Source organism: Actinophytocola sp., from assembly GCF_036002505.1.
GTDB lineage: Bacteria > Actinomycetota > Actinomycetes > Mycobacteriales > Pseudonocardiaceae > DASYTH01.
This window is the reverse complement of sequence record NZ_DASYTH010000262.1, coordinates 24925-36970: the sequence shown is the minus strand read 5'-3', so window position 1 is coordinate 36970 and position 12046 is coordinate 24925. Positions and strand designations below refer to the sequence as shown.

Here is a 12046-nt window from a genome sequence, read left to right as displayed (position 1 = left end):
GGTCGGCCTCGTCCAGGTACTGGGTGGTGAGCAGGACCGTGGTGCCGTCGGCGACGAGCGCCCGGATGCTGTCCCAGATCTCCCCGCGGCTGCGCGGATCCAGTCCGGTGGTCGGCTCGTCGAGGAACAGCACGCTGGGCGCGACGATCAGGCTGGTGATCACGTCCAGGCGGCGCCGCATGCCGCCTGAGTAGGTGCTGACCAGCCGGTCGGCGGCGGCCACCAGGTCGAACCGCTCGAGCAGCTCGTCGGCCCGGTGGCGCGCCACCCGCGGCGGCAGGTGGTAGAGCCGGCCGAACATCCGCAGGTTGTCCCGTCCGGTCAGCTTCTCGTCGACCGCGGCGTGCTGGCCGGCCAGGCCGATCCGGGCGCGGACCTCGTCGGCCTCGCGCACCACGTCGTAGCCGGCCACCGTGGCGCGGCCGCCGTCCAGCGCGGCGAGCGTGGCGAGCACGCGCACCGCGGTGGTCTTGCCGGCGCCGTTGGGCCCGAGCAGACCGCACACCGTGCCGGCGCGGATGCTCAGGTCCAGCCCGGCCAGCGCGTGCGTCTCGCCGTAGTGCTTGTGCAACCCCTCGGCGACGACGATCGCGTCGTCCATGATCCCTCCTCTGGGTACGTTGTACGCAGTGGGGTCAGGTTAGTAAACTGGGTACGGTGTACGCAAGTAGGATTTCCGGCGTGGAGAAAACCGGCAGCGTCTGGATGCGGCCCGAGCGGCACAGCCGAGGCCCCGATCCGGCGTACAGCCGCGAGCAGATCACCGTGGCGGCGATCAGGATCGCGGATGCGGAGGGGCTCGAGGCCATCTCCATGCGCCGGGTGGCCCGGGAGGTCAGCGCCGGGGCCATGTCGCTGTACCGGTACATCGGCTCCAAGGACGAGTTGATCGAACTGATGGTCGACATGGTGCAGGGCGAGGAACCGCCCCCGCAGGCACCCAGCGGCGACTGGCGGGCCGACCTGGAGCAGATCGCCGAACGGCAGCGCGACGCGATGCACCGGCATCCCTGGCTGGCCACGGTGAACGTGGGCCGACCGACGTTCGGGCCCAACACGTTGCGCGGCCTGGAATACGCGCTGCGCTGCGTGGACGGGCTGGGTCTGTCCATCGACCGGATGCTCGCCATCGTGCTGAGCGTCAGCAGCTTCGCGCGCGGTTTCGTGCAGAGCGAACTCGCCGAGGAGGAAGCGCGGCGGCGCACCAACCTGACCGAGGAGCAGTGGCGCCTGACCCAGGCGCCCTACATCCGGCAGATCCTGGAAAGCGGCGAGTTTCCCTTGGTGGCCAAGGTGATCAGGGACGCAGAGCTGCCGCACATGGAGCTCGACCGGCAGTTCCGCACCGGGCTCGCGCACCTGCTGGACGGCATTTCCGCGCAACTCGACCGCGGGCGCTGACCGGCACCGCTACTCTGGCGCGATGCGCGGCCCGTTCCGCAGGTGCGCCGTACTGCTGCCGCTGGCGGCGGTACTGGTGAGCTGCGCCTCCGGGGCAGCCGGCAACTACGAACCGGTGACCGTGTCCCGGCCCGAGGCTCCGGCCGAGGCCGCCGCGAAGGCACCCGGCGAGATCACCCTCGCCTTCGCCGGTGACGTGCACTTCGCCGAACGCACCACGAAACTGCTGGACGACCCGAAGTCCGCGTTCGGCCCGATCGCCGAGGTGCTCTCGGCCGCCGACCTCGCCGTGGTCAACCTGGAGACCGCGGTCAGCACGCGTGGTACCGCCGAGCCCAAGAAATACCACTTCCAGGCGCCGTCCAGTGCGTACGACGCGGTCAAGGCGGCCGGGGTGGACATGGCTTCACAGGCAAATAACCACGCGCTGGACTACGGCCCGGTGGCACTGGCCGACAGCCTGGCGTCGGCGAAGAAGGCCGGCATGCCGGTGGTCGGCGCCGGCCCGAACGCCGCCGCCGCGTTCGCCCCGTGGATCACCGAGGCGGGCGGCATGAAGATCGCGTTCCTCGGCATGTCCCAGGTGCACGAGCTGGAGGCGAGCTGGGCCGCCACCGACACCCACCCCGGCGTCGCGCACGTGCGCGCCCGGGAGCGCGCCCTCGCCGCGGTCCGGGACGCCAAGCGTGCGGCCGACTTCGTGGTCGTGTTCCTGCACTGGGGCAAGGAGGGCAGCGACTGCCCCACCGACGAGATGCGCACCCTCGCCACCCAGCTCGCCGAGGCCGGCGCCGACCTGATCACCGGCACGCACGCGCACCTGCTCCTCGGCGACGGCTGGCTCGGCAGGACCTACGTCGGCTACGGCCTCGGGAACTTCCTCTGGTGGTGGAACGACGCCTACTCCAACGACACCGGCGTCCTGCGCGTCACCCTGCGCGACAAGAAGATCGTCCGTACCGAGTTCGTCCCCACCTACATCTCCCGGGACACCGGCCAACCCCTCCCGGTCACCGGCGCCGAAGCCGACCGCATCACCGCCAAGTTCGCCGCCCTGCGCAAGTGCACCGGACTGGCCGACCAACCGTCCTAACGCGACTGTACGGCGATGCGGCCGCGGCGGGATGGGAAGCCATGTGACATTCATGCGTTGGACCGAAGTTTGCTGTGATTCTGCGTAGACCTTCGGTGGTTCACCTGTGAAAACGTGTCGATCAAGCCGGTTGCTGTAGCCAGAAGCGATGGTGCTGCTGGCTGCGGACGCGCCTGTTCGTCGGCTGTGGGCCGAGCGTGACGAACGCGTCCTTCCTCACGCCCAGGGTGACCAAGGACGCTTTCCCCGCAGCACCTCCGCACGAAACTGCCCACGATCTGACCGGAGAAGTTGTCGACCTCGAGCGGGCCCTCGAGATGTACCAGGAGCTTGACGACCAGACCAACCAGGCCATGGTCCACCGCAACATCGGCATCGTGCTGGAGCACCAGGGTCGTCTCGACGAGGTGCTCCGCCACGCGCGGTTGGCCCTCGACCGGTACCGGGCGGCGGGAACCGGTATCGGGAGGCGTACGTCCTCACCGGCCTCGGGGACACCCACGCCGCCGCCGGCGATGCCGGCCTGGCACGCAGGATCTGGCACGAGGCGCTGAGCATCCTCACCGAGCTCGACCGTCCCGACGCCGACCACGTCAGGGCCAAGCTGGACATTTCTGACCAGCAACCTTCGGTCGGTCGGTGAAACGGCCCGCGGCGTCCGCGCGACTCATCTTCGGAGTTCACCCAACGTGTACCGGGGCGCGCGGGCACAGGGCCTAACCGGGTGAGCGGGCAAGAACGGGGTCGCGCCGTGTCCAGACGCCGGCTGATCGCCACATCCAGCGCCCTGTGTCTCGTCGCCGCCGGGCTGACCGGGCTCGCCACGACGCCCGCCGCGGCGACCGTGACCCCGCCGGGCTTCACCGACACGGTCGCCATCGGCGGGCTGACCAGCCCGACGGCCGCGGTGTTCGCGCCGGACGGGAAGGTGTTCGTCGCCGAGAAGAGCGGGTTGATCAAGGTTTACGACTCGCTGACCGACCCCAGCGCCACGATCTTCGCGGACCTGCGCACGCAGACCTACGACTTCTGGGACCGCGGCCTGCTCGGACTCGCCGTCGACCCGCAGTTCCCGGCCCGGCCGTACGTCTACGCCCTCTACACCTACGACGCCGTGCCGGGCGGCACCGCGCCGCGGTGGAACGACGCCTGCCCGACCCCGCCGGGTGCGACCGACCAGGGGTGCCTGGCCACCGGCCGGCTGTCGAAGTTGACCATGGGTCCGGGCGGCACCTCGGTGAGCGAGCAGGTGCTGATCACCGACTGGTGCCAGCAGTACCCGAGCCATTCCATCGGCACCGTGACGTTCGGGCCGGACGGCCAGCTCTACGCCGGCGGCGGGGACGGCGCCAGCTTCAACTTCACCGACTACGGCCAGGTCGGCAACCCCTGCGGCGACCCGCCGAGCCCGGCCGGCACGAACCTTGTCCCACCCGACGCACGCGGCGGCGCGCTGCGCTCGCAGGCTCCCCGGCGGCCGGCCGGCGATCCGTCCACACTGGACGGTCAGATCCTGCGGGTGAACCCGGACACCGGTTCGCGCACCCCCGTCGCCTACGGCATGCGCAACGAGTTCCGGTTCGGCTTCCGGCCCGGCACCAACGAGTTGTGGGTCGGCGACGTCGGCTGGAACACCTGGGAGGAGATCAACCGCATCCCCGACGCGACCGACGCCACCGTGGAGAACTTCGGCTGGCCCTGCTTCGAAGGCGTTGGCCGGCAACCGGGTTACGACGGGGCGAACCTGACCCTGTGCGAGTCGCTGTACAGCGGCGGCGGCCAGACCTCGCCGTACTACACGTACAACCACTCGGCCAAGGTGGTGGCCACGGACGCCTGCCCGACCGGCAGCTCGTCGATCACCGGGATCGCGTTCGAGGACGGCACCAGCAACTATCCGGCCGCCTACGCCGGCGCGCTGTTCTTCGAGGACAGCTCGCGCGGCTGCGTCTGGGCCATGCAGCGCAACGGAAGCGGGCAGCCCGACCCCGCGCTCATCGTGCCGTTCATCTCCGGCGCGGCCACCCCGGTGCAGCTGCTCATCGGGCCCGGCGGCGACCTGTTCTACGTCGCGCTCGGCTCGGGTGAGCTGCACCGCGTGCAGTTCCCGGGTGGCGCCAACCGCCCGCCGGACGCCGTCGCCACGGCCAACCCCACGTCCGGCACCGCACCACTGACCGTGCAGTTCGACGGCACCCACTCGACCGACCCGGACAACGATCCGTTGAGCTACGCCTGGGATCTGGACGGCGACGGCGCGTTCGACGACTCCACCGCGGCCGCGCCGAGCTTCACCTACCCGACCGCGGGGACGTTCAGCGCGGCGCTGCGGGTCAGCGACCCGGACGGCGCGAGCGACACCGCGACCGTGCCGATCTCCGTTGGTGCGTCGTCGGATCCGAACCCGGTCCCGGTGATCGACGGCCCGACCCCGGCGCTGCTGTGGCGGGTCGGCCAGGTGATCCCGTTCTCCGGCCACGCCACCGACGCGCAGGACGGCACGCTCCCGGCGTCGGCCCTGAGCTGGCAGCTCAACCTGCAGCACTGCTCGAGCCCGGTGAACTGCCACACGCACGTGATCCAGACGTTCTCCGGCGTGGCCTCCGGCTCGTTCACCGCGCCGGACCACGAGTATCCGTCCTATTTGGACCTGGTGCTGACCGCGGTCGACTCCGACGGGCACGCGGTGAGCACCACCGTGCGGCTGGACCCGCAGGCCGTGGTGCTCACGTTCAGCTCCAGCCCGACCGGCGCGCTGCTGGTGGTCGGCGGCACCGCGGGCACCGCGCCGTTCACCCGCACGGTGATCGTCGGCTCGAACAACTCGATCAGCGCGCCCAGCCCGCAGATCTTCGGCGCGCAGAACCGGACGTTCGTGTTCCGCAAGTGGTCCGACGGCGGCGCGCAGACCCACAACATCATCGCGCCGGCGACCGCGACCACCTACCAGGCCAGTTTCAAGCAGTGCAACCGAGTTTGTTGATCGACGAATGGGGATCCGTTGAGACGCCAGCTGAGCCTGTCCGCCGTCCTGGCCCTGATCACCACCGGACTGTCCGTGCTGCCGGTGACCGTCGCCAGCGCGGTGACCCCGCCGGGGTTCGCCGACAGCGCCGCGATCACCGGGTTGAGCACTCCCACCGCGGCGGTGTTCGCCCCGGACGGGAAGGTGTTCGTCGCCGAGAAGAGCGGGCTGATCAAGGTCTTCGACTCGCTGACCGACACAACGGCGACGATCACCGCCGACCTGCGCACCGCGACCTACGACTTCTGGGACCGCGGCCTGCTCGGGCTCGCCCTCGACCCGCAGTACCCGACCCGGCCCTACCTCTACGCGCTGTACAGCTATGACGCCGTGCCCGGCGGCACCGCACCGCGATGGAACGACGCCTGCCCGACCCCGCCCGGCGCCAACGACCAGGGGTGCCTGGCCACCGGCCGGCTCTCCAAGCTCACGCTGGACGCCGGCGGCGTGTCGACCGGCGAGCAGGTGCTGATCACCGACTGGTGCCAGCAGTACCCGAGCCACTCCATCGGCACCGTGACGTTCGGGCCGGACGGCCAGCTCTACGCCGGCGGCGGGGACGGCGCCAGCTTCACCTTCGCCGACTACGGCCAGGTCGGGAACCCGTGCGCGGACCCGCCGAGCCCGGCCGGCACGAACCTCAGCCCGCCCACGGCCCGGGGCGGGGCGCTGCGCTCGCAGTCGCCGCGCCGCCCGGCCGGCGAACCGGTCCTGCCGAACGGCGCGATCCTGCGCGTCAACCCGGACACCGGGGCGCGGCAGACCGTCGCTTTCGGCATGCGCAACCAGTTCCGGTTCGGCTTCCGGCCGAACACCAACGAGTTGTGGGTCGGCGACGTCGGCTGGAACACCTGGGAGGAGATCGACCGGATTCCGGACGCGACCGACGCCACGGTCGAAAACTTCGGCTGGCCGTGCTTCGAGGGCGTCGGCCGGCAGTCCGGGTACGACGACGCGAACCTGACCCTGTGCGAGTCTCTGTACAGCGGCGGCGGCCAGACCGCGCCGCACTACACGTACAACCACAGCGCCTCGGTGGTGGCCGGCGACGGCTGCCCGACCGGCGGCTCGTCCATCAGCGGCATCGCGTTCGAGAACGGCAGCAACTACCCGGCCGCGTACGCCGGCGCGCTGTTCTTCGCCGACGCCTCGCGCGGCTGCATCTGGGCGATGCAGCGGGGGACCAACGGACAACCCGACCCGGCCCGGCTGGTGGCGCTGTCGACCGGCGTCGCCACGCCGGTGCAGACGCTGACCGGGCCCGGCGGAGACCTGTTCTACGTCGCGCTCGGCTCCGGTGAGCTGCGCCGGATCAGCTTCCCCGGCGGCACCAACCGGCCGCCGACCGCGGTCGCCACGGCCACCCCGTCGTCCGGGCCGGCGCCGCTGACCGTGCAGTTCGACGGCACCGGCTCGTCCGACCCGGACGCCGGCCAGACCCTGACCTACGCCTGGGACCTGGACGGCGACGGCGCCTACGACGACTCGACGGTGGCGCAGCCGAACTTCACCTACATCCAGCAGGCCCTGGTCACCGTCGGGCTGAAGGTCACCGACCCGGGCGGGCTGTCCGCTACCACCACCGTGCCGGTCACCGTCGGCAACCCGCCGACGCCGAACCCGGTGGTCACCATCGACACGCCGACCACGGCGCTGCGCTGGTCGGTCGGCCAGAGCGTGCCGTTCTCCGGGCGGGCGGCCGACGCGCAGGACGGCCCGCTCCCGCCGTCGGCGATGTCGTGGCGGCTGACGCTGCAGCACTGCACCACGCCGACGAGCTGCCACGCGCACGTGGTGCAGGACTTCCCCGGGGTGGCGTCGGGTTCGTTCAACGCGCCGGACCACGACTATCCGTCCTATGTGGACCTGACGCTCACCGCGACGGACTCCGACGGCAACTCCTCGAGCACGACCGTGCGGCTCGAGCCACGGACCGTGGTGCTGAGCTTCACGTCCAGCCCGAGCCAGGTGCTGCTCACCGTCGGCGGGACGAGCCAGCGCACGCCCTTCAGCCGAACGGTGATCGTCGGGTCGAACAACTCGGTCAGCGCGCCGAGCCCGCAGAACGTGCCGCCGCTCAACCTGCGCTACCGCTGGGTGCGCTGGTCGGACGGCGGAGCGCAGACCCACAACCTCACCGCACCGGCAACGGCGACCACGTACCAGGCGACCTATCAGTTGTGCCTGCTGGGTTGCTGAACTCGCACCTCCAGCAAAGTTAGGTTACCCTAAGCGGACTGGAGGTGTGTCCGGCCGTGAGCGAGCTTGCGAGCGAACCAAATGAGCACTGCCCCGGCGCCGAGCCTGCGAGGAGCCGGGTTCACCATCACCGAGCTTGCGAGGTGACGGCATGAACCCTCGCCCGCCGACGCCGACCCCGGCCGAACGCGCCCGCACCATCGGCGCGCTCGGCCCGGCGACCCTGCTGCCGTGCCGGGAGGGGGCGGAGAAGGTCACGCCGCTGCTGCACCACGTGCACGCCGACGGCATGGTGACCGCGCTGCTGCCGGACGACCACGAACTGGTGGCCGCCGCCCGGGACGGGATCGCTGCGCTGGCCGAGATCGTCGACCTGGCTCCGGTGCCACTGCGCGAGCCGGTGCGCGGCCTGCTGTGGATCACCGGCTGGCTCCGGAAGGTAGGCCCCATGCGGGCCCGGGAGATCGCACTGCAGGTGGCCGACCACCGGGCCGACCCCCGCCTGCTCGACCTCGGCCACGGCGCCTCCATGGTCCGCCTGCAGCCGGCGTCGCTCGTCCTCGCCGACGGCGAAGGCACGAACTCCGTGCCGCTGCACGAGTTCACGGCCGCGGCGCCGGACCCGTTCTGCGGTCAGGAGGCCGGCTGGCTGCGGCATCTGGAGCTGTCCCACACCGACGTGGTCGGCCTGCTCGTCCGGCACCTCCCGGAGTCGTTGCGCGGCGGCCACATCCGCCCGCTCGGCCTGGACCGCTACGGCCTGCGCCTGCGCGTGGAGGCCCTCGACACCGACCACGACGTGCGGCTCGCGTTCTCGCACCCGATCGGCACCCCGCTGGAGTTGGCCACCGAACTCCGCCGCCTGGTCGGCTGCCCGTTCCTGGCCGCGACCCGCTGATCGGACATCAGTAGTCCGGAACGAAGTCTGGCCCGTCGGGCGTGTCGACCAGGAGCCATCCCGAAGCCGTGGCCGACCGCGTGCGCAACGCCACCGTTGCCAGCCTGGTTCCGTACGGCCGAGAGCCAGCCAGCTCGAGCGGTCGAGCGAGTCGAGAAACGAACGACTGATCGACGCCGGCAAGCTGCGCAGAATCGGGTCGGCCTGACCGTCGCCGTCGCCGGGAATTCTCTCAAGATTCGGTCACATTGGACCTCCGGGGAAGGCGACACGCTCACCGGCTAGTCCGCGCAGAGGGCGTCAATCGGGAGGTTGACGGCGCGGGCGATGGCGACGACGGTGAAGAAGGCCGGGGTGGGGACGCGGCCGTGCTCGATCTTGCGCAGGGTTTCCACGGAGATGCCGGCGACGGCGGCGACCTCGACGCCGGAGCGGTTGCCGCGGGCGGCGCGCAGGACCTGGCCGAGCCAGACCCCGCGGGCGTGCTCGGCCTTGGACAGCGGTTGACGGCCCATAGCGCTGGATTCTAATACCGTGATAGAAATACCGGGATAGTTATCCGGGAGGCGTGCCGTGGTTGAGTTGAAGACCGAGTCCGAGCTGGCCGTCATGCGCGAAGCCGGGCGGGTCGTGGCCCGGGCGCTGCACACCGTCCGCGACGCCGCCCGCCCCGGCGTGTCCCTGCTCGAGTTGGACACGATCGCCGCGCAGGTCATCCTCGACGCCGGCGCGGTCTCCTCGTTCCTGAACTATCACCCGCGCTTCGCCCCCACCCCCTTCCCGGGCGTGATCTGCGCGTCGGTCAACGACGTGATCGTGCACGGCATCCCGGACGGCTACCGGCTCCGCGACGGCGACCTGGTCAGCATCGACTGCGGCGCCTGCCTCGACGGCTTCCACGGCGACTCCGCCATCAGCTTCACCATCGGCCCACCCACCGAGGCCGACGCCACCCTGATCAAGCACGCGAACGAGGCGTTGGACGCCGCCATCGACACCGCCCGCGCAGGCGGCCGCCTCGGCGACGTGTCCGCCGCAGTCGGCCGCATCGGCCGCGCGGCCGGCTACGGAATCCCCCAGGGCTTCGGCGGCCACGGCGTCGGCCGCCGCATGCACGAGGAACCCTCCGTCCCCAACGAAGGCCAACCCAACCGCGGCTTCCCCCTCCGCCCCGGCCTCGTCATCGCCATCGAACCCATGTTCATGGCCGGCGGCCACGACCACTTCACCACCGACCCCGACGGCTGGGCCCTCCGTACATCGGACGGCAGCCGCGCCGCCCACGTCGAACACACCGTCGCGGTGACGGAATCCGGGCCCGTCGTGCTGACCGCTCCCTGACCGGTCATGCCCCGACCATAGGCGTGACCAGCACTGATCTAAGTTTTCCGCAACTGAAGACGCGGCCCACAGCCGACGCAAAAAGAGACGGCCCCGCTGCCGGGGCCGTCGGGCCAGGGCTACTCACCCTGGCGGGGTACGTCTTCACAGTACCTCATCTGACCCAGGAGCGACCAATCGTGACCCGCGTGGCCGTCTATGTCGACGGCTTCAACCTCTACTTCGGTCTGAAGGACAAGTACCGCCGCCGCTACCTGTGGCTGGATCTGCAGACGCTGGCTGCGAGCCTGCTCAGGCCTGGCCAGACCCTGACCCAGGTCACGTACTTCACCGCCCACGTCCGCGACCAACCGGAGAGCCATCAGCGCCAGTCTGACTACCTGGATGCACTTGCTGTGCACTGCCCGCTGGTCACCGTTGTCGATGGCCGGTTCCGGGCAAAGGACCGCCGGTGCCGCGGCTGCGGGGACACCTGGGTCGTCTTCGAGGAGAAGGAGACAGACGTCAACATCGCGGTCGCGTTGCTCGAAGACGCCGTACTGGATCGGTATGACATGGCTCTCCTCCTCTCCGCCGACAGCGACCTTTGCCCCGCTGTGCGGGCGGCGAAACGACTCCGTCCGGACAAGAGGATCATCGCTGCCTTTCCGCCTGGCAGGCATTCCGCCGACCTGAAACGCGCCGTGGACGGCTTCCTCTCAATCGGCCGGGACAAGGTCAGTCGGGCGCAGTTGCCCGTCACGTTGACCGCCGACAGCGGGGTTGTTCTGCGGCGACCGAAGTACTGGTCCTGAGTGGCACGGGCGGTCGCTGAGCCTGATCGTCACCGGGCCGCAGCACAAGATGCGCATGTCCCGGCGGATGCCGAGGTAGCTGTAGTCCACGTCGGGGAGGGACGCGCTGCGCCGAGTCAGGCCAGGTCCGAGGTAGCCCACCACGACGGAGCCCCTTGTGCGGCGGCGCCGATCGCCGCGGCCACGACCGGCACGAGCACCAGCAGAATCGGCAACACGATCAAGAGGTACCGTCGCGCCTCTTTCGTGGTGCGCAGCCGAACGACTGCCGTTTCGTCCATAGCTACCACCGTTCTGGCCAAGCCTCCACGCTGGGGTGCTCGGCGTAGTGATGCAGCCACGCCGCGGTGTCGTGAATGGGGACGAACCGGGTCAGAGCCAACCCGTTGGCCAGCGCGTGCAGGCCGTCGGGCTCGAACCAGCCGCGGCACCAGCGGTCGCCCAGCCGGATCCGGACGCGGTCGAGGCGCAGGGTGAGCCGGTCGTAGAGCCGGCCTTGCCGCCGGCGCAAGGTGACCGTGTTGACCTCGGGGAGCGTGAGCTTCCGCCGGAAGGGACCGTATACAAGGGTCGTGCCGTGCACCGCGTACCGGCGGAACACCCAGTCGTACAGGGGCACGAGGCAGCACAGGACCGTGTTGGCGAGTCCGGGGACCATGCCCAGCGCGAACCAGTTGACGCCGTAGGAAGCGGCGAACACCACGCCGGTGAACAGCGGCATGCCGACCCCGATGGTCGCCAGCAACAGCACCTGGCTCCGCCGGGCCCGCCGGGTGGTGCGCAGTCGAACGACCGGGCCGTCGTCCATGGTCCACCCGATTCGCCGAGGTTGCCTGGTAAATCGGGGGTTCGGACCCGGTATTACGGTCAGCCGGCCAGTTCGGGTGGGAAGCCGCCGGTGGCGATCGGGCCCCAGCTGTCGATGGTGACGCGGATGAGGCACTTTCCCTGGCGCTGCATGGCTTCGCGGTACTCGTCCCAGTCCGGGTGCTCGCCGGAGATGACCCGGAAGTACTCGACGAGGGGCTCGAGGGCGTCGGGGAGGTCGAGGAGGTCGAGGACCTCGGCGGTGCCGTCGACCTGGACGTAGGGTCCGTCCCAGTCGTCGGACAGGACGCAGACCGACACGGCCGGGTTTCGCTTGACGTTGCGGGACTTGGCGCGCTGCGGGTACGTGGAGATGACGATGCGACGGACGGTGTCCAGGCCGCAGGCGACCGGGGAGACTTGCGGACGGCCGTCGACTACCCTTGTACATTATGTCAGAGGGTAAGCAGGACTCTCCGGAGGGTTAG

The 12046-nt window shown here is 70.4% G+C and carries 12 protein-coding genes and 1 pseudogene; 8 read left to right on the top strand and 5 right to left on the bottom strand.

Annotation, left to right across the window (positions count from 1 at the left end):
- On the bottom strand, positions 1–601 hold a 601-nt coding region (locus VGR06_RS23195), incomplete at its 3' end, for an ATP-binding cassette domain-containing protein (protein ID WP_327561211.1).
- Positions 602–681: 80 nt separating this feature from the next.
- On the opposite strand from VGR06_RS23195, the gene VGR06_RS23190 reads away from it, so the two are divergent.
- The 6 genes from VGR06_RS23190 to VGR06_RS23165 all read left to right on the top strand — a co-directional run bounded on the left by VGR06_RS23190 (position 682) and on the right by VGR06_RS23165 (position 8616).
- Positions 682–1401, top strand: coding sequence for a TetR/AcrR family transcriptional regulator (locus VGR06_RS23190; protein ID WP_327561210.1), 720 nt, complete (start codon positions 682–684; stop codon positions 1399–1401).
- Positions 1402–1423: 22 nt separating this feature from the next.
- The gene (locus VGR06_RS23185; RefSeq protein WP_327561209.1) at positions 1424–2494 is read left to right on the top strand and encodes a CapA family protein; all 1071 of its coding nucleotides are present in this window, start codon (positions 1424–1426) and stop codon (positions 2492–2494) included.
- 197 nt (positions 2495–2691) lie between these two features.
- On the top strand, positions 2692–3048 hold the full coding sequence (locus tag VGR06_RS23180) for a tetratricopeptide repeat protein (RefSeq protein WP_327561208.1): 357 nt from the start codon (positions 2692–2694) through the stop codon (positions 3046–3048).
- A 197-nt stretch (positions 3049–3245) separates the two neighbouring features.
- Entirely contained in the window at positions 3246–5477 is a 2232-nt protein-coding gene (locus VGR06_RS23175; RefSeq protein ID WP_327561207.1) for a PQQ-dependent sugar dehydrogenase, read from the top strand.
- A gap of 18 nt (positions 5478–5495) precedes the next feature.
- Positions 5496–7718 (top strand): PQQ-dependent sugar dehydrogenase, encoded by a 2223-nt coding sequence (locus tag VGR06_RS23170; protein ID WP_327561206.1) that lies wholly within the window; start codon positions 5496–5498, stop codon positions 7716–7718.
- Between the two features lie 151 nt (positions 7719–7869).
- Positions 7870–8616: a DUF2470 domain-containing protein gene (locus VGR06_RS23165; RefSeq protein WP_327561205.1), complete on the top strand. Its 747-nt coding sequence runs from the start codon at positions 7870–7872 to the stop codon at positions 8614–8616.
- A 281-nt stretch (positions 8617–8897) separates the two neighbouring features.
- Here the strand turns inward: VGR06_RS23165 and VGR06_RS23160 are convergent, their stop codons facing one another.
- Positions 8898–9131 (bottom strand): helix-turn-helix transcriptional regulator, encoded by a 234-nt coding sequence (locus VGR06_RS23160; protein ID WP_327561204.1) that lies wholly within the window; start codon positions 9129–9131, stop codon positions 8898–8900.
- Between the two features lie 58 nt (positions 9132–9189).
- On the opposite strand from VGR06_RS23160, the gene map reads away from it, so the two are divergent.
- Together map and VGR06_RS23150 are read left to right on the top strand one after the other, a co-directional pair.
- Positions 9190–9957 (top strand): type I methionyl aminopeptidase, encoded by a 768-nt coding sequence (map, locus tag VGR06_RS23155; RefSeq protein WP_327561203.1) that lies wholly within the window; start codon positions 9190–9192, stop codon positions 9955–9957.
- 188 nt (positions 9958–10145) lie between these two features.
- Complete coding sequence (locus VGR06_RS23150) at positions 10146–10751, top strand: NYN domain-containing protein (protein WP_327561202.1); 606 nt, start codon at positions 10146–10148, stop codon at positions 10749–10751.
- 116 nt (positions 10752–10867) lie between these two features.
- Here VGR06_RS23150 and VGR06_RS23145 read toward each other — a convergent pair whose 3' ends face one another.
- From VGR06_RS23145 to VGR06_RS23135, 3 genes and pseudogenes are all read right to left on the bottom strand, one after another.
- Positions 10868–11032: a hypothetical protein gene (locus tag VGR06_RS23145; protein ID WP_327561201.1), complete on the bottom strand. Its 165-nt coding sequence runs from the start codon at positions 11030–11032 to the stop codon at positions 10868–10870.
- A 2-nt stretch (positions 11033–11034) separates the two neighbouring features.
- Positions 11035–11559, bottom strand: coding sequence for a hypothetical protein (locus VGR06_RS23140; RefSeq protein WP_327561200.1), 525 nt, complete (start codon positions 11557–11559; stop codon positions 11035–11037).
- A gap of 59 nt (positions 11560–11618) precedes the next feature.
- Positions 11619–12005 (bottom strand): annotated as a pseudogene (locus VGR06_RS23135) (PPOX class F420-dependent oxidoreductase); the annotation flags it as partial.
- Positions 12006–12046: the final 41 nt, after the last annotated feature.

Bases quoted from the DNA above. Each gene is read 5' to 3' on its own strand.
- VGR06_RS23185 (WP_327561209.1), top strand. From the start codon at position 1,424: ATGCGCGGCCCGTTCCGCAGGTGCGCCGTACTGCTGCCGCTGGCGGCG.
- VGR06_RS23165 (WP_327561205.1), top strand. From the start codon at position 7,870: ATGAACCCTCGCCCGCCGACGCCGACCCCGGCCGAACGCGCCCGCACC.
- VGR06_RS23160 (WP_327561204.1), bottom strand. From the start codon at position 9,131: ATGGGCCGTCAACCGCTGTCCAAGGCCGAGCACGCCCGCGGGGTCTGG.
- VGR06_RS23145 (WP_327561201.1), bottom strand. From the start codon at position 11,032: ATGGACGAAACGGCAGTCGTTCGGCTGCGCACCACGAAAGAGGCGCGA.
- VGR06_RS23140 (WP_327561200.1), bottom strand. From the start codon at position 11,559: ATGGACGACGGCCCGGTCGTTCGACTGCGCACCACCCGGCGGGCCCGG.